This is a genomic window from Paenibacillus sp. J31R120 (assembly GCF_056269225.1).
The window spans coordinates 16,308-35,156 of the sequence record NZ_JBWDNN010000004.1 but is presented as its reverse complement, the minus strand read 5'-3'; the positions used below and the strand labels follow the sequence as shown (position 1 = coordinate 35,156).

Here is an 18,849-nt window from a genome sequence, read left to right as displayed (position 1 = left end):
ACATTTGTCGCAAAACGCGTGGATTGAAATATAATTGTATTTAAGAAGAGAGCCTATCTATTGATAGGCTTCTTCTATTACCAAAACGCCCCTCCCATTGGACTATCATTACTCAAGTCAATTCCAAACTCGTCGTTATACGCACTCTCTCGCAATACGAATATCTTTCCATCAAGCAAAGCTTCAATACCATTGTTTCGATTCAGTTCATCGATCTCATATCTCCAGAGGTTAACCGCATACTGTTGTGCTTTCTGCAGAAGTTGAGACAATTGTTCTATACTTCCTTCACCGTTCAATTCAGCAATGATCCGTTTACCTTCTTCATTATACGGCGCCAGTACAGTAATCGTCCGATTCTTGATCACCTCAAAATGTTCTGCGGCACTTCTATGGCTGTGTAAGTTGTATAAAGCTAAGTCTTGTTTAAATTCATTCTTATAAGACTTTAAATAAGTATTATTACAACGGTCTACTGTTAGCAGCTCCACCATGTCCTTTTTTAACTCTGGAACATGATAATTTAAGGTGGATTGCAATTCCCTGTAATACTCAATGAAGAAATATTCAATAGCTTCAGCTGACAGCATATGTCCTCCATACAGACTCGAATCACGCTTTAGATCAATGAGCATCTTTCTGGAGATTTCCTTGCCAATACTCATCTCTTTCAAATACTTCAAATTCTCTTCTCCATAATTAATAACGTATACTTGACGCAGCTGATCTTCTCCATGTCTATTACATCTTCCTGCTGCTTGGGCAATTGAATCCAGCTCGGCAAGCGAGCGAATGACACACTGGAAACTAATGTCCACTCCCGCTTCAATTAATTGTGTGCTGATACAAACTACTTTCTCTTCATGATTCAGATGCTCTTTTACTTTGTTCAGAATGTGTTTACGGTGTGTAGCGCACATAGATGTACTGAGATGGTAGACAGGGACATCCCCATCAGATAAAGCTATATATAGCTTCTTAACAACCGACTTGGTATTAAGTACGATTAGCACATTATTAACTTGCTTAAGCCGTTCCAGAACAAACTGTTGCAGCTTCTGCTGATCAAATATTTCATCTGTTGCCTTATCTACAATCTCTACTCTCTTAAAGGCATCAATCACTTTTTCTATGTTTTCAATTATTTCGGCATCAGCTTGTATGTTTAGTTTGTTGTCAACAAACTCAAGTGCTGGTTGCGTTGCCGTACATAGGAGAATCGAAGAGTTTCCATATGTATTTAAAAAGTTCACTGCTATATTAAATAAGGAGACACAAGAAACAGGTACCTTCTGTACCTCATCTATGATAATGACGGATTCTGCTAGATTATGAAGCCTTCGAACATTCCGGCTCCCCTTCGCATAGAACACATTCAAGAATTGAACCATCGTTGTGAAAATAATAGGAGAATCCCAATTATCCTTAGCGTGCTTAAGTTTCTGTTCTTTGCTTAGATAACCATCCTGTGACTCATCATCGTCGTCATTATCATTCACAACATTGGAATGATGTTCAAGCAAATGGGCATCATCCTGTATAATTCGTCGGATTTCCTCAGCGTTCTGTTCGATCACAGTGGTGAACGGAACGATATAAATAATCCGTTTCTTCCTCTTCTGAATCGCATGTTGGAGTGCATATCTGAAGCTGGCGAGCGTCTTGCCGCCGCCCGTCGGAATGGATAATGTATAGATGGCCGAAGGCTCGGATGCATATTGCTCGCATCGCTCCGACATCTTTTTTCTGAGCTGCTGTATGTTTGAAGAACTGTGTGTCTTACCGTATACCTGAAGTTCGTGAATTCTGTCCATTAGCTTTAGGTAATATTGTTGAAAAAGCACTTCGTCGTCCTGCTTATCTTCGTCTATGATGTTCTCTTCGAATTCCCTGGTATTGGTTCGATCTGCATCAATTAGAGCGCTAAACACATACTTGCCCAAAAACATCAATTTGTTTTCCCTTGAGCTTTGAGGGTCTTTTTGCAAATATGCATCCAGCTCCACTGCTGCTTCCTCAACATATTGATGAAACTCTTCCCTAATCATCACACGCTCAAAAAACAAATCCACCGACTGCTCGAATTCCTTGGGAGCACTCTCTACTCTTTTTAAGTAACCGGACTCATGAGGTGGTCCTAGAAAATCATGCAAATAGGAATGATGTGAAATGACCGCGTTCCCAACGAGTTCTGCCAACGTCCACATATTCTTCTTGGGTTGTCCTTGGTGGTGCTCACTGAACATCAATTTCCCGCCAGCTGTAGAATGATCGACGCTCCCTCTGCGGGATGGAAGTTCCGGATGATGTACAGCATTCCAAATATAGTCTCTAAATAAAGTAGTATATTTACCCATGTCATGTAATACACCGGCTAAGCCGGCAATATGTTTTACACCAATTTTCTCTCCAATCGACTCCGCTAGTTTCTGAACGCCTAATAAATGCTCTTCTACGGTCTGGATTTGATGATCGCTCTTCCGAATATGTGCAATATAATCCACGTGGCTCCTCCTTATCCTGCAGTTAGAATAATGGATATCCTAACATGAGTCTAATTGCCTAGTGCTTTAGTTATAACATTCGTCACCCTAATACAAATACCTCCTAAATATTCTTATATTTTGGCCAAAGATTATATGTGTGGAAATAAGGATGCAGATAAATTAGATATGAAAATAAGCCTCTGTAAATTGCTACAAAGGCTTAGCTGTTAGAGATATAGATGATAGAGGAGTGCTAGTGTAGTGAGGAGGGGGATAAGATGTATTTGCTGCTGTAGCCTTGCCTTTGCACCCTTCTAAAACTCTTTCGCGAGAGGTGCGACCATATCATTTGCACCTGCTAGAGACTTATTGAGATTTTAATCCACGCACCTACGTGAGGTGCGACCCCCGAACTTGTTCAGTTTCCTTGTCATTCGTCAATTTCAATCCACGCACCTACGTGAGGTGCGACCCTCTCACAATCACGGATCACGTAATTGAGGTCATTTCAATCCACGCACCTACGTGAGGTGCGACTCTCTCACAATCACGGATCACGTAATTGAGGTCATTTCAATCCACGCACCTACGTGAGGTGCGACTCTTCTTACAGGTTGCGCGGTTTGTACTATCCGTATTTCAATCCACGCACCTACATGAGGTGCGACAAACTTCCGTGTCTTCACGTCTACCTCCGCCATATTTCAATCCACGCACCTACATGAGGTGCGACCGGCTGCAGTACGGTGGAGCAGGCGGCGCAAATATTTCAATCCACGCACCTACATGAGGTGCGACAAAGATTTCCGCTCATTGCCGCTCGGGCTAGCCGATTTCAATCCACGCACCTACATGAGGTGCGACGGCGATGGCGACAGGCGCCCACGCCATTATCATTATTTCAATCCACGCACCTACATGAGGTGCGACCTGGATTATCGAGCGTAAGGCCCGCGATGTGGATATTTCAATCCACGCACCTACATGAGGTGCGACGTTTCGGTTGGTGTTAGCAGCACCAAGAGCAATGATTTCAATCCACGCACCTACATGAGGTGCGACAGGAATTTGATAAGATCGTTGACTCTTTGCATTGATTTCAATCCACGCACCTACATGAGGTGCGACTTGCTGCATTTGTCGCATAAACAGCTCGCACTTATTTCAATCCACGCACCTACATGAGGTGCGACGATGGAATACTGTAAGGAGTTGGAGAAGCAGTTATTTCAATCCACGCACCTACATGAGGTGCGACTTCAAAGATACGGCCTACTTCAGTTCTCCCATTATTTCAATCCACGCACCTACATGAGGTGCGACCTACAAACTCGAAATGCAAGGCAAATACGTATGATTTCAATCCACGCACCTACATGAGGTGCGACAATTGTTACAAGCTGGAGATCAAGTCTTCAAGAAATTTCAATCCACGCACCTACATGAGGTGCGACATTTCTTCGTGTGACCATTGTCTAACTCACCGTAATTTCAATCCACGCACCTACATGAGGTGCGACGAGTCAGTTCCGTATACCATTGCCAGTTGTGAGATTTCAATCCACGCACCTACATGAGGTGCGACAACGAATTTAAGGATGAAACATCAAAACATGAAATTTCAATCCACGCACCTACATGAGGTGCGACGAACAGGACCCACAAATAAATGCCAAGTTTGCTATTTCAATCCACGCACCTACATGAGGTGCGACGGACAAGAACATTGATGTCAGCAAATACAATGTTATTTCAATCCACGCACCTACATGAGGTGCGACACCATTCGCGTATAAAGTCGTCATATGATCCGAATTTCAATCCACGCACCTACATGAGGTGCGACAACTGGCGAGAGGCTATTCGTGTCTCTGCGTCAGATTTCAATCCACGCACCTACATGAGGTGCGACGTAGCAGAAATCAGATATCCGAGACACATCGGAATTTCAATCCACGCACCTACATGAGGTGCGACTTGTCGACGGATCAACACCCGGGAACGATTCAAATTTCAATCCACGCACCTACATGAGGTGCGACTGTTGACGCAATCCGCGATGAGCATAGGCAAATGATTTCAATCCACGCACCTACATGAGGTGCGACCAGGCTGCCTTATAGCTTCGTCTTGCGCAGAGTCATTTCAATCCACGCACCTACATGAGGTGCGACCCACGACCTTATATAGCGCCTTATCGGATTCGGATTTCAATCCACGCACCTACATGAGGTGCGACAGGTATAGCTATAACCATTGATATAGACACTATAATTTCAATCCACGCACCTACATGAGGTGCGACTCTTCGGATATCAGCAGTAGCGTGGTATAGTTCTATTTCAATCCACGCACCTACATGAGGTGCGACCTTTCATTCCTTGATACCGCCCATCAATACCTACATTTCAATCCACGCACCTACATGAGGTGCGACACGAAGAGGGCGCCATAACCAAAATGGCAACGTGATTTCAATCCACGCACCTACATGAGGTGCGACCCTTAGTCCGCGGATTATAGCAGCGCCAATAGTTATTTCAATCCACGCACCTACATGAGGTGCGACGCGCAGTCGTCGTCCACGCCGTTTCCTCAACAATATTTCAATCCACGCACCTACATGAGGTGCGACGTTGAACAAATTCAAACCGGCCTTGATGTTGGTATTTCAATCCACGCACCTACATGAGGTGCGACTTGTTGATACGAACGCGGCGATTAAGGCGGAGATATTTCAATCCACGCACCTACATGAGGTGCGACAAAACGACATTGATTATTTTCGAGGAAGCGCAAATTTCAATCCACGCACCTACATGAGGTGCGACGTTAGGATACAAGGTAATGAGCTTCAGCGATGAATTTCAATCCACGCACCTACATGAGGTGCGACAAGCCTTCTCTCGCCACTCGCTACAATTGGTGAATTTCAATCCACGCACCTACATGAGGTGCGACACGTCTCGATGATCGAGTCGACCAAAGCTTTTAAGATTTCAATCCACGCACCTACATGAGGTGCGACATCGAGGCTATGATTAGACTCAATCCCGGACATATTTCAATCCACGCACCTACATGAGGTGCGACCCCGTCCAATTTAAGTCCAGTCCACCATCGACGATTTCAATCCACGCACCTACATGAGGTGCGACCGCAGGCCATGACTAACAACGTTCAGGCTACAATATTTCAATCCACGCACCTACATGAGGTGCGACGAGCTTGACGAGCTCGAACGACTTCGGGAGGAGATTTCAATCCACGCACCTACATGAGGTGCGACTAGTGGCCTCTAACGGAAGAGGGCGGACGTTTTATTTCAATCCACGCACCTACATGAGGTGCGACACGGACAGCGAGGGTATTTATGAGTTCGTCATTATTTCAATCCACGCACCTACATGAGGTGCGACATGCAGAGAGGGGTGTTAATTTGACCCAAGATCAATTTCAATCCACGCACCTACATGAGGTGCGACTAAAAGTATCATAGATAAGGGGGATGGTCGGGTATTTCAATCCACGCACCTACATGAGGTGCGACTATATGATTCATGAAGCAAGCAGTATCGTATGGGATTTCAATCCACGCACCTACATGAGGTGCGACATATATTGTATTGAGGTCTTCCATTAAATGTGTAATTTCAATCCACGCACCTACATGAGGTGCGACAGCGATTTTCAGTTCAGAAAGCGGCATCCGATCGTTTTTATGAAAAATAATATCAATAAAACGATTTTATCCTTCATTTATAGTTCATCATTAAACCTTAAAGCATCTTATAAACCGCTTTTCATGGTGCGAATCCCCCAGGGATTTCATGTTCACTTCACATTCGCACCAACGATTCGCACTACTTACAGTATAATTAATAGAGAGTATGAAAATTATAATCGAACCTGCATTTTATTACAATTTTAAACAAAATTACATTGTTACTTAACAGCAATAATTTCGTTAGAAATACCGCCCTCACTATCACCGCAATCCGCAAGAAATGATACCTGGCCTAATCGGTTATAGTAAGTATATATCTATCCACCTTACCAAGAGAGGATGCTTGCCCATGGGAAAGTTAAAGCCATATATCATTTCGGAGGATGCCCGAACGCAGGGCCAATTCTACATAGACTCGCTTGGCGGCAAAGTCATGTCGATCATGACCCACGAAGAAGCAATGGGAGCGCAGCACGCTGACAAAGACAAGGTTATGCATATGTGCATTGAGGTTGCAGGAGAGAACTATATCTTCTTGGCAGATGGCATGCAGCCGTTCACCCATGGATCGGGGCTCTATCTGTCTCTGGAACTGGATTCGGAATCTCAAGCCCGCGAGGCGTTCGAGAAGCTCTCGGCTGGAGGACAGGTGAAATATCCGTTCGAGTTTCAGCCGTTCGGTATGTTTTTGGGAGAGGTTATGGACCCATACGGAGTATGGTGGATGATTACAGCTCAGAGCAAGGCGGAGTAAGCCAAGCAATAGCATCCCCAGCAAAAAGACGAGCTCGTATCCTCTTCAGATACAGCTCGTCTTTTCGATTTTAATATACCCGTAGGTTATCAAACAACTCCAACATCGCATCCATATCCGTTGCGCCGCCAGAGCCGTTGAAGCTTTGCAGCAGCTCGACAAGCACAACATAAATCTCTTCCCGCTCCACTGTTTCAATAAAGCTTGATCGGCGATCCATTTTGTTGAAAGCAACCGTATAGGCGCGGACCAGTTCCTCCACCTCAGCTTGAATCACCCCTCCGCTTCGCAAGATTCGTTAATGCCGATAACGTCTTCTTGTATTGACGAGTCCAAAATATACCAAAGAGTATATCAAACCGCCCGGAAGCCACACATAGCCCGATGGTTCCAAATTGCGTCAAAAAATAGTAGGCACCATTCCCCCATCCATCCGAATTGGCGACCCTCTAAACGCAGATGCATAAGGACTGCATACAAAGGCTGCCAGTCTGCCGATCTCCGCTGGTCGGATGAATCTCTGAAGCTCGGACTGGGGCAGGTTGCTCTTCATAAATTGCTTTTCTTTTTCCGAAAAAGCCATCCCTTTATCCGAATAGATGCTGTCGATAATTTGATGCACATTCTCCGATAGTGTCGGCCCCGGCATAATCGTATTGACGGTAACTTCAGTGCCTGCCGTTAATTTCGACAAGCTTTTGGCTAGCGATAATAGCATCGACTTCGTTACGGCATACTGCGGCATTTGACCGGATGGCATGACAGCTTCTTCACTCGCGATGAAGATTACCCGGCCATCATTGCGATTCAGCATACCTGGCAAATACAATTTGGTCAGCGCATTAGCTGCCAGAACATTGGTGCGAATATATCTCTCCCACACTTCATCGTCAATATCCTCATACGACATGATTTCATAAATGCCCATATTGTTCACCAGAATATCTATCGCGGGGTGCTGCCGGAATAAAGCCTCTCTTTGCTCCGCATCCACCAGATCGGCTGTGGCCTTAAGTGGAGAAGTCTCTGGAAAGACCGACTTGATCTCCTGTACAGTACGCTCGACCTCTTCATCCTTACGGCCATTAATGAGCACATTCACGCCTTCTCTAGCTAGTTCAAAAGCAATCGCTTTGCCGATGCCTTTCGTTGATCCGGTAATAAGAGCCGTTTTATTCGATAATCCCATATCCATCTTATAATCCCCTTCCTTGTTCATCACTCACGACGAAGTCCTGAGCTTCGGATAGGAACTATATTACCTTCTGCAAGTGGTCCAGTAACTAGCGCCTTGCGCCAAAGTTCTTGCCGCACACGCCAACGTTGCTGCCATCTACGACGGTAGGGAGGGTTTCCCAATAAAAAATTTCAAGCCCATTCATCTGGCAGCGCGTCTGCACCTGTACGTTCTGCCCGCCAATGCGAAGGCGTATCCCCTTCCCAATCACGAAAGGCACGGTAGAACGAATTCTGGTCTTCATAGCCCAGCAGGTAAGCTACTTCCTTGATATCCAGCGAAGTGTCGGACAGATACTCGCGCGCCTGCTCATGTCTGGCCTGCCCCAGCAGATGTTTGAAGCTTGTCTGCTCATCGGAAAGCCGCCGCTGCAAGGTACGGTCACTAAAACCCAGTTCCTTCGCCACCTTCCCCATATCAGGACTTCCCCCAGCGAGGTTGCGCTTAATGATCCATTTGACCTTCTCGGTCATGGAGCCGCTGTCGAGCTCTTCCTGAAGCGATTGGTCCAGTACAGGAGTCAGAATGGCAAGCAACTCTTCATTATAGGAGACAAAGGGCCGGTCCAGATCCCTGCGATGCAGCGTGAGGCGATTGCATGCCGCCCCCATTCGAACACGACAGCCGAAATAAGCTTCGAGAGCCTGTACATTCCCCATCGGCTGCGAAAACTCCACGAGCTGCGCGGTCAAATATTGCCCGGTTCCCCGGCGCCCAAGCTCCAGCAGATAAGCCAGTGTAATGCCAATTAACATTGCCGGGCCGGGCTGCTCCTTATATAGCCATGCCAGCTCAATGGTGCATTGCTCGCCCTGCTCGGCAATTCGCAAGCTTTCTGGCGGACATAATTGCTTATAGCGAGCCATGCGGTGCAGCGCATCTCTGTAATCGCGGGCATGATAAGTCGCCAAGACGGTAGGCGGATATTTTGCCGTTTCAAAAGAGGTGGCCAGCTTAATGATGCCCTCCGCAGTATCGCCAATAAGATCGGAATAAGCTTGCCAGATCGCAAAATATTGAGCAGTCGTCACTACCGGCTCATCGATAATAGTCAGAGGCAGCCCCGCTTTGCGCGCAATGTCATGCGCTGCAATCCCAGCGAGACGTACGCCTTCCCAGAATCCTGGCGGGAACTTAATACGTTCGGACAAATGAGATTTCATGCAGTCGCTCCCTCCTTTACAGCTTTATTTTATGAGGTGAATAATGATTCAATCTCCGCACTTATGCATGCATGCATGTATGACTATGGTACCTCATTAAGCGCATAAATAAAAAATCGATTGATCTGAATCCCTCCATCATCTAGAAAAACAAAAAAGAGCTTGCATTAAATTTATATTAACGTTAAATTATTTTTAACGTTAATATAAATGAAACGTTAGTCTTGCATGTACAAGACCATCGTTGAATGGAGGATTCAGATGAGCGTCCCTGCAGCCCAGACCTATACCCCGACTACTGCTTCATCTTCTATGCGCGCATTAAGATATCACAAGCCCTTCCTTGTGCTGCTCTTTGCCAAAATGGTCACACGATTCGGGGATTCCATTGATTCCATTGCCTATAGCTGGATGGTGTATCAGCTCACCGGCTCCAAGCTGCTCATGGGCAGCTTGTTTGCGCTCAATTTTGTGCCGGGCATTTTGTTCAGCCTGTTCGCAGGCGTCCTTGTCGACCGCTTGCCAAAGAAACCCCTTCTTATCCTGTCTTACGCCTCTAGATTTGCGGTTGTCGCCTTAACAGCACTGCTATTTGCTATCGGTCAGCTTCAGCCGTGGCATTTATTTTTATTTACTTTGATGAACTCTACCTTTGAATGCTTCTCTAATCCGGCTGAGACCTCGCTAATCCCAAGGCTGCTGCCAAAGCATCTGCTGCTCAGCGGCAATTCCGTCATTACATCCTCCTCCCGGATCGCCGAACTTGCCGGGCTTGCCTTGACTGGTCCGCTTATTGCCTGGATCGGGATTGCTGGAGCCATCTGGGTCGATTCTGGGGCCTTTCTGCTGTCAGCTCTGATCCTGTTGTTTATTCGCATCCCCTCCGCTGAGGACGAACGGACTGGGAAAGCAACAGAAGCGAAGCCGCCACAATTCTGGCAGCAGCTCAAAGAAGGGCTGAGCTTTATACGCTCTCAACGAATCATGCTCTACACTTTAAGCACAAGCGCCGTTATTAATGTAGGCCTGACGCCGCTCAATGTCATGCAGCCGGTCTATGTGCAGGATATTCTCCAGTCCGGTCCGGCCACGCAAAGCGTGCTCGGCGGCTCGATCACCCTCGGCATGATTTTAAGCGGGCTTGGAATGGGAGCTTGGGGAGAGCGGTTTCGCAAAAGCACGCTTATCGTCACCGGCTGCTTCCTGCTTGGAATAGGGCAGGTCTGCTTGTTTATTCCGTCGCTGACTTCTTTACAGCCGCTTCTCATTGCGGGATGCGCAGCCTTCGCCAGCGGACTCGCGCTTCCCTTCATCAGCACGACATCAGCTACGTATATGATGGAAGCTGCTCCCCAAGCGATGCTTGGCCGCGTGAGCTCCGTATCGAGCATGATTGGCTTTTCCTTTATCCCGCTCGGCTCCCTTATCGTCGGCGCCGCAGGCAGCTTGGTTGGTGTGGAATGGCTTTTTCTAGGAGCAGGCATACTGGTACTGATTCCGCCCTTCTTTCTCCTGACGCAAAAAAAGTTCATGAAAATATAGTATACTGAATACGAAACTATCGTTCTCCAGGAGACAGGAGTGGCCGCTATCGAGAAAAAAGTGCTGAAGACAATCGAAGAAATCCGTATTTTCTCCGACCCGTACCGGATGAAGATTATGAACCAGTTCCATAAGGCTTCGCGTCCGGTTACGATCAAGGAAATCGCCGATAAGCTTGGAGAGGTTCCAGCCAAGGTCTACTACCATGCGCGCAAGCTGGAAAGAATCGGACTTCTCGTAATCGCGGAGACTAAAATGATTAATGGCATTACGGCCAAATATTATACAGCTTTTGAAGGCACGATCGAGATAAATCAAGATCACGTAGACGACTCTATCAAAGAAATATATGCCTCCGAAGCTCAGAAGCTAATCGCCCGGACGTTCGACGACAGCAAGGAAAGATATCTGAGTAACAAAGCCTCCAATCCGGCAGGTGTTGCACTTTTAATGAATACCGATCTCTTCCTGACGCCGGATGAGGCTAAGGATCTGAAGGCTTACCTGGAACAACTCACAAGCAAATACGGCAAAAAAACAAAACCGGAGCAAGCCTCCTACCATCTCTTTACATCAATGTCGGGCGACCCCGATTAAGTGGACGCGAGAGACGGTGAAGCATACCGTCGGTGAAAAAAAGCGGCAGCCATGGACATCTAGTTCCAGGCTGCCTTGATGTTCATTCAAACTCCCCCATAATGAGCTGATCCAATGTCGTCCCGCCAAGAACCATCGGATATACATTCTCTTCCCTTGGAATCACAAACTCCACCAACACCGGCCCGGCTGTATCCAATGCCTCTTGCCAAGCGCGACGCGCCTCTGTCTTGTTCGTCGCTCTCAATCCCTTAACCCCGTAAGCTTCCGCAAGCTTCACAAAGTCCGGACTACCCGCCAGCTCGATCTGGCTGTATCGCCTCTCGTACATGAGCTCTTGTTGCTGTCTTACCATCCCCAGCACTTCATTGTTAAGAACAACTATCTTCACGGGAATGTTCTGAATGGCGCAAATCGCCAGCTCCTGTGCGCACATCTGCATGCCGCCGTCACCGTTGATCGAGATGACCAGCCGATCCGGATTGCCGATCTGTGCGCCGATAGCAGCCGGAAAGCCGAAGCCCATGGTTCCTAATCCCCCAGAAGTGACGAGCGAACGAGGATGATTGAACTTGTAAAATTGAGCGGTCCACATTTGATGCTGGCCTACGTCTGTCGTAATAATCGCATTGCCTTCTGTCGTCTGATGAATCATCTCCAGCACATATTGCGGCTTAAGCTCGGTCTCGGAATCCTTATACCTCAGCGGATATTCCGACCTCATCTGCTGCACTTCTTCTATCCAGCGCGAGGATTGCGCAGACCTCACTTTTGCATTCGCGTATTCCAGTACCGCCTTTATATCGCCGACACAGGCAATATCCGTATTTACGTTTTTGCCGATCTCCGCCGGATCAATATCGATATGGGCAATCCTCTTGGCATGAGGAGCAAACCCATCTACCTTCATCGTAACCCGATCATCAAAGCGCGAGCCGATGGAAATAATCAAATCAGCGTTCTGAACCGACATATTCGCCGCATAGGTGCCGTGATGACCCATCATGCCCAGACACAGGTCATGCCCGCTCGGGAACCCGCCTAATCCAAGCAATGTGGTGGCTACAGGAATACGGGTTTTATTCACAAATGCCAACAGCTCACTCGACGCATCGGAGTAGACCACACCGCCTCCGGCGATTATAACTGGCTTTTCCGACTCGGCAATGGCCTGAATCAGCTGATCGATCGCCTCCCGGTTCGGGCTTGGAGCCCCTCCGTATCCCCGCAAGCTCAACTCATCGGCTGGCTTGTATAACATCTTGTGATTAGACACGTCCTTCGGAATGTCGATTAATACCGGTCCCTTCCTCCCCGTGCTGGCAATGTGGAAGGCCTCATGGACAATGCGCGGTAAATCGTTAACGTCGCGAACAAAATAATTATGCTTCGTGATCGGCATCGTCATGCTGATAATGTCGGCTTCCTGAAAGGCATCCGTGCCAATGACAGCTGTAGAGACATTGCCTGTAATAATGACCAGCGGCACTGAATCCATATACGCTGTCGCAATGCCGGTTATCAGATTGGTTGCGCCTGGCCCGGAGGTCGCGATGCATACGCCAACCTTCCCTGTCGAGCGGGCGTACCCGTCCGCCGCATGAATGGCCCCTTGCTCATGCCTGGTCAAAATATGCTTGAAATCCGGACGATCCACCATCGCGTCATAGATGTACAGAACATTGCCCCCCGGGTAACCGAATACACAGTCGGTTCCTGCTTGCAGCAAGCAACGCAATAGAACCTCCGATCCCGTAATCCACTCCTCCTGCTGCTGTTCCATGCTCGCCATTATTTCTTTTTCCATTAAAGCTCCTCCTTCAATCAAAATAACCCCTCTCAACCGGCAGTCATAAGTTGCCATGCTGAAAGGGGCGAAAGGGGAACATTTTCGCGGTACCACCCTGATCTGCCGGAAACCTCGCGGTTTCTGGCCTCATGAGGCAAGGCTTCCCTTGCCTACAGCACGATAACGTGTGCTATTCCGTTTGGGTCTACTCATCGAGCCTGGTCAGCCCGATTTTCCGCCAAAAGCTCGGAGACGACATCGCATAAAGGGTTATGGCAAAGGTTCCACCGCTTCCTCTGCTCTCTGGACATAAGTGCCCTCATGCTTTTTCTCTTCATCGCTTTATCCGTATCCATAAAGAAACCCCTCTCATCCTAGGCAGACAGCCATAAGCTGCATGCTTGAAGGGACGAAAGGGGAACATTTTCGCGGTACCACCCTGGTTTGCCGGAAACCTCGCGGTCTTCGGCCTCATGAGGCAAGGCTTCCCTTGCCTGCAGCACGATAACGTGTGCCATTCCGTCTGGATCTACTCATCGAACCAGTCAGTCCGATTTTCTGCCAAAAAGCTCAGAGGGTGACATCGCATAAAGGGTTTATGGCAAAGGTTCCACCGCTTCCTCTGCTCTCTGGACATAAGATCCCTTATGCTTTTTTCTCTTCATCGCTTATCCTTATAAAATAAAGAAACCCCTCTCATCCTCAGCAGACAGCCATAAGCTGCATGCTCAAAGGGACGAAAGGGGAACATTTCGCGGTACCACCCTGATTCACCGGAAACCTTGCGGTCTCTGGCCTCATGAGGCAAGGCTTCCCTTGCCTGCGGCACGATAACGTGTGCCATTTCGTTTGAGTCTACTCACCGAATCTATGTCAGATTCGACTTTCTGTCAAAATGCTCCGAGACGACATCATACAAAGGAATATGGCAAAGGTTCCACCGTTCCCTCTGCTCTCTGGACATAAGCGCCTTCGCACTTTCTTCTCTTCATCGCAACATTTATTGTTTTTCATGGTAGCACAGAATATTCAGATTTTCAAATTTTACTCACAAATAAAAACAGCAGCACCTCAGGAAACGAAAATCCCAGACTACCGCTGCTTAACGAGGTTAACTCCCTTAACGATATCAATACCCTACTTACACAAATCCCCCACAAACTTAGGCAGAACAAAAGAGGCTCTATGCAATTCAGGCGTGTAGTATTTGGTATCTATATTGAAGAAACGCTCGGCTTCTACCTGTAATGGATCATATGTCTTCGACCCCATGGTGAAGGTCCACATTCCGCTAGGGTAGGTTGGGATGTTGCATGTATACAGACGAGTGACAGGGAAGATCTCCCTTGTATCCTGAATTGCCTTGCGAATCAGATCAGCTTTAAACCAGGGATTGTCGGTTTGCGCCACGAAGATGCCGTCTTCCTTCAAAGCCTTGGCAATGCCTGCGTAGAAGCCTTTCGTAAATAGATTAGAAGCAGGGCCGACTGGCTCGGTCGAGTCTACCAATATTACATCATACTCATCCGTACTATTCAAAATATGCATGAAGCCATCACCGACAATCAGCTCCGTTCTCGGGTTCCCGTAAGCGGAGGAAATACTAGGCAGGTGCTTCTTCGAATACTCCACGACCTTACCATCAATCTCTACCTGCACCACTTGAACCACGCCCGGATGCTTCAGCACTTCACGTATCGTACCGCCGTCCCCGCCGCCAACGACCAGCACCTTCTGCGGATTCGGATGAGTGAACAGAGGGACATGAACAATCATCTCATGATAGACAAATTCATCTCTTTCCGTCGTCATCACCATATTGTCGAGCACGAGCATATTGCCAAACTCTTCGGTTTCTACCATATCGAGCTGTTGAAAAGGTGTTTTCTCGGTGTGAAGGGATTGCTTCACTTTAGCTGTAATCCCAAACGATTTTGTCTGATGCTCGGTAAACCAAAGCTCCATATAACTACCTCCCATATGCCTACATACTAAGCAGCTTACATTGTCAACTAACTAACGATCGTTAGTTTATCATAGAAAGAATCGGAACTCAATTGATTTTTCACAGGATACGCACGGCACGGCACAACAAAAAACCAGGGAAAACCTTAGTCTCCCCTGGCCCCGCTCCCAGCAGTCCATTATGTATGGTTTTGTATCCCTCGCCAAAAAATAAACCAGGATGCATCCAGCCGCTTCTGGAATCGCTCCAAATCACCGTAAATCATCTCGACAAATAACCCGTCCAATACCGCTGTAAAAGCGGTAGAAGCCCGGTCAATCGAAACCTCGGGATGCAACTGGCCGCTTTCTGCCGCAGCTTTAAATACGGTTTCGAGCACCGCATTCGTTCGATCGAGATGAAGATTGCTGTAATCCACAACCTCCTTCTCCAAATGAGCAGGCGGAAAGAACGCTATACGCAAAAAGAATTTCGTATCATCCTCTTGCTCATATCGATTTCTATATGCGCTTAAGAAGCTATAAAGCTTATTTTCCAGCGAATGAGAACTACTTTTCTCCAAATAGTCCTGAATGAAGATCGTCTCCCTATCACCCGCCGCCTTAAATACCGTGAGGAACATATCGTCTTTACCATTAAAGTGATTATAAATGGAAGGTTTCTTAATGCCTACTTCAGCGGAAATATCCGCAAGAGAAGCACCGTCATATCCATTTCGCGCAAAGTGACGAAGTGCGACTTCCATAATTTTATTGGCCGTCATGTTTTCACCTCCACCTACAAACCAGATTAATGTTTTAATCTAGCATTCTGTTGTCTAGCTCATTCATCCATGTTACTAAACACACCCCGCAGTATTCAAGGGTTATAGCCTTCCTACATGATGCTTTCGATTCGATAGGCCGCTCGTTTCACAAAACATTTTCCGAAATAGCCTTACAAAATGACAAATAAAAACAACACATTATGCTATCCTTTTGCTTGCCCTAATTGATTATAATGATATGCAAAAAGGAGCTGATTCTATGAAAAAACCAAATATTTTGCTTATTACGAGCGACCAGCAGCATTGGAATACGATAGGCGCATTCAACCATGAAGTCCATACTCCCAATCTGGACCGGCTGGTTCATGAGGGGACAACGTTCAGCCGGGCTTATTGCCCCAACCCTACCTGTACGCCTAGCCGGGCATCCATTATTACCGGCATGTACCCAAGCCAGCATGGGGCTTGGACGCTTGGAACGAAGCTGCTTGAGGATCGCCATACCATTGGTGAAGACTTCCAGAAAGCCGGTTATCAAACAGCGTTGGTCGGCAAGGCGCATTTTCAACCCCTGCGTTCAACAGAACAATATTCATCACTAGAATCGTACCCTATCCTTCAAGACCTGGATTACTGGAGAAAGAATCAGGACTCTTTTTACGGCTTCTCTCATGTGGAGCTAGCACGCAATCATACCAATGAAGCGCATGTCGGGCAGCACTATGCCGCATGGCTGGAGGATAAAGGCTGTGCCAATTGGAGGGATTATTTCTTGCCGCCGACAGGCACCATGGACCCCAATCAGACTTACAAATGGCCAATTCCTGAGAAGTACCACTATAATACATGGATCGCCGAACGAACCAATGCTTTACTAGAGCAATATAAGCAGAATGACGACAGCTTTTTCTTGTGGTCCAGCTTTTTCGATCCTCATCCCGAATATCTGGTACCTGAGCCATGGGATACGATGTACGATCCCGATCAGCTTACCATTCCCTCTCTGGTTCCGGGTGAACATGATCTTAATCCGCCGCATTTCCGCATGACTCAAGAAGAAGCCCCTGACTTCTCGGGCTTACGGGAGAGCGGATTCGACATCCACGGTTACCGCTCCCATCACTACTACGAATATGGCAGAAAATTCAAGCTGACGGAGGAAGACAGGAAGAAATTAGTCGCCGTGTATTACGGCATGGTCAGCATGATGGATAAGTATATCGGGACCATTCTCGATAAACTGGACGAGCTCGGTATGGCCGACAATACCTTGATCGTCTTCACGACCGACCATGGCCATTTCTTCGGACAGCACGGCTTGCAAGCCAAGGGCGGCTTCCACTATGAGGATTTGATCAAGCTTCCATTCATTGTGAGATACCCGGGTCATGTAGCGGCCGGCAAGACCTCCGAGGCCATCCAGTCGCTTGTCGATCTTGCCCCTACCATCCTGTCCTTCTCCAATCTGCCTATCCCTCATGCTATGACAGGAGTAGATCAGAAGGAGGTTTGGCTCGGGACATCGGATCAAGCAAGGGACCATGCGATCTGTGAATTCAGGCATGAAGCAACCACCATCCATCAGAAGACGTACGTCGATGCACGATATAAAATTACGGTTTATTACAACCAAACGTACGGTGAGATTTTTGACCTGCAAGAGGACCCGAGCGAGCTGCATAACTTGTGGGACAACCCTGATTTCGCCGCTTTAAAATCAGAGCTTCTGCTCAAATACGTATGGGCTGAGCTTGGGAAAGAGTCGATGCCGATGCCCAGAATTTGTCACGCTTAATTCTTCCGATCTGAAGGAGAAAAGCATGCAAGCTGGAACCGATAAGAGTATGGCGCCAGCTTGCAGGCTTTACTATTCTATTCATCCGTCCTGATGTTAAAATGATAGGGACATCCATCAACCTTTAACATTGGAAGAGGTCGTGTGCATGATAGAGTTTACCCATGAATATGCGGAGCATTTATATCACACGCCTAATGCACTCGAGAAGCATAACGGCGTGATCCCCATACGTATAGGCTATAATGAGGCCAAACCAAACTATCATATCGGACCGCGCTTTATCGCCTATTACAGCTTGCACTTCGTTCATGCAGGCCAGGTTACGTTGCGTGTAAATCAGGAAGAGATCGTCCTTACGCGAGGCGATCTGTTCGTCTTATTCCCGAATAACATTCATGAATATTACATTACACCTCATGAAGAACCCGCTCTCAACATGTTCTGGGTAGCTGCCGAGGGCAAACAAATGCCGCTAATCACCAGCCGTCTTGGACTTACGCTCAAAAACCCCTATATTAAAAACTTTTTCAATGAGGGGCTGGAGCAGTCGTTTTTTCAGTTTGCCTCAGAATGGAAGCATCTTGTGAAGCAGGATGACTTCTCCTTAACGCAACGGTTTTACGCTGTGCTGAATCAGATTGTCCAATTGGCTAAGCCACTAAAGACCGCTTCAAGAACCGATGATTGGGTCGCTACAAGCATAGACTACATTCATTTGTATTATAAGGAAGGCATAACCGTAACCGATATGGCCGATCATGTCGGGATCCACCGCTCGCATTTTTCCAACGTCTTTCACCAGAAGGTCGGCATGCGCCCGCATCGGTATCTGACGAATCTGATCATGGAGGATGCTATGAAAATAGTGAATACAACAGCACTTCCGATTTCTCATATCGCCCTTTCCCTCGGGTATTCCGACGTGTACTCCTTCACTCATGCCTTTAAAAGCTACTATGGACAGCCGCCAAGCTTTTATCGAAAGTCATAAGTTAACTGGCATAAGAAACGGACTGTGCATCTC

The 18,849-nt window shown here is 47.3% G+C and carries 12 protein-coding genes and 1 CRISPR repeat array; of the genes, 5 read left to right on the top strand and 7 right to left on the bottom strand.

What is annotated here, in order from left to right:
• Positions 1–77: 77 nt before the first annotated feature.
• The gene (gene cas3 / locus AC0YNW_RS15675; protein WP_475832725.1) at positions 78–2,504 is read right to left on the bottom strand and encodes a CRISPR-associated helicase Cas3'; all 2,427 of its coding nucleotides are present in this window, start codon (positions 2,502–2,504) and stop codon (positions 78–80) included.
• Between the two features lie 356 nt (positions 2,505–2,860).
• A CRISPR array of direct repeats spans positions 2,861–6,168; the repeat unit is 32 nt; unit sequence ATTTCAATCCACGCACCTACATGAGGTGCGAC.
• A gap of 394 nt (positions 6,169–6,562) precedes the next feature.
• On the opposite strand from cas3, the gene AC0YNW_RS15670 reads away from it, so the two are divergent.
• Positions 6,563–6,967 carry a VOC family protein gene (locus AC0YNW_RS15670; protein WP_475832724.1) on the top strand — a complete coding sequence of 135 codons (405 nt, stop codon included), beginning with the start codon at positions 6,563–6,565 and terminating at the stop codon, positions 6,965–6,967.
• A gap of 70 nt (positions 6,968–7,037) precedes the next feature.
• On the opposite strand, the gene AC0YNW_RS15665 is transcribed toward AC0YNW_RS15670, so the two are convergent.
• From AC0YNW_RS15665 to AC0YNW_RS15655, 3 genes are all read right to left on the bottom strand, one after another.
• Positions 7,038–7,244, bottom strand: a complete 207-nt coding sequence (locus tag AC0YNW_RS15665; protein WP_475832723.1) for a hypothetical protein — start codon at positions 7,242–7,244, stop codon at positions 7,038–7,040.
• A 123-nt stretch (positions 7,245–7,367) separates the two neighbouring features.
• Positions 7,368–8,162: an SDR family NAD(P)-dependent oxidoreductase gene (locus tag AC0YNW_RS15660; RefSeq protein ID WP_475832722.1), complete on the bottom strand. Its 795-nt coding sequence runs from the start codon at positions 8,160–8,162 to the stop codon at positions 7,368–7,370.
• A gap of 173 nt (positions 8,163–8,335) precedes the next feature.
• Entirely contained in the window at positions 8,336–9,367 is a 1,032-nt protein-coding gene (locus AC0YNW_RS15655) for a helix-turn-helix transcriptional regulator (protein ID WP_475832721.1), read from the bottom strand.
• Positions 9,368–9,628: 261 nt separating this feature from the next.
• On the opposite strand from AC0YNW_RS15655, the gene AC0YNW_RS15650 reads away from it, so the two are divergent.
• Entirely contained in the window at positions 9,629–10,909 is a 1,281-nt protein-coding gene (locus AC0YNW_RS15650; protein WP_475832720.1) for an MFS transporter, read from the top strand.
• A gap of 39 nt (positions 10,910–10,948) precedes the next feature.
• Positions 10,949–11,506 (top strand): ArsR/SmtB family transcription factor, encoded by a 558-nt coding sequence (locus AC0YNW_RS15645; RefSeq protein WP_387470664.1) that lies wholly within the window; start codon positions 10,949–10,951, stop codon positions 11,504–11,506.
• Positions 11,507–11,588: 82 nt separating this feature from the next.
• On the opposite strand, the gene ilvB is transcribed toward AC0YNW_RS15645, so the two are convergent.
• The 3 genes from ilvB to AC0YNW_RS15630 all read right to left on the bottom strand — a co-directional run bounded on the left by ilvB (position 11,589) and on the right by AC0YNW_RS15630 (position 16,024).
• Positions 11,589–13,313: a biosynthetic-type acetolactate synthase large subunit gene (gene ilvB / locus AC0YNW_RS15640; protein ID WP_475832719.1), complete on the bottom strand. Its 1,725-nt coding sequence runs from the start codon at positions 13,311–13,313 to the stop codon at positions 11,589–11,591.
• 1,119 nt (positions 13,314–14,432) lie between these two features.
• The gene (gene speE, locus AC0YNW_RS15635) at positions 14,433–15,260 is read right to left on the bottom strand and encodes a polyamine aminopropyltransferase (protein WP_475832718.1); all 828 of its coding nucleotides are present in this window, start codon (positions 15,258–15,260) and stop codon (positions 14,433–14,435) included.
• A 179-nt stretch (positions 15,261–15,439) separates the two neighbouring features.
• Positions 15,440–16,024, bottom strand: a complete 585-nt coding sequence (locus AC0YNW_RS15630; RefSeq protein WP_387470660.1) for a TetR/AcrR family transcriptional regulator — start codon at positions 16,022–16,024, stop codon at positions 15,440–15,442.
• Between the two features lie 262 nt (positions 16,025–16,286).
• On the opposite strand from AC0YNW_RS15630, the gene AC0YNW_RS15625 reads away from it, so the two are divergent.
• Positions 16,287–17,822 (top strand): sulfatase family protein, encoded by a 1,536-nt coding sequence (locus AC0YNW_RS15625; RefSeq protein ID WP_475832717.1) that lies wholly within the window; start codon positions 16,287–16,289, stop codon positions 17,820–17,822.
• A 148-nt stretch (positions 17,823–17,970) separates the two neighbouring features.
• Positions 17,971–18,816, top strand: a complete 846-nt coding sequence (locus AC0YNW_RS15620) for a helix-turn-helix transcriptional regulator (RefSeq protein WP_475832716.1) — start codon at positions 17,971–17,973, stop codon at positions 18,814–18,816.
• Positions 18,817–18,849: the final 33 nt, after the last annotated feature.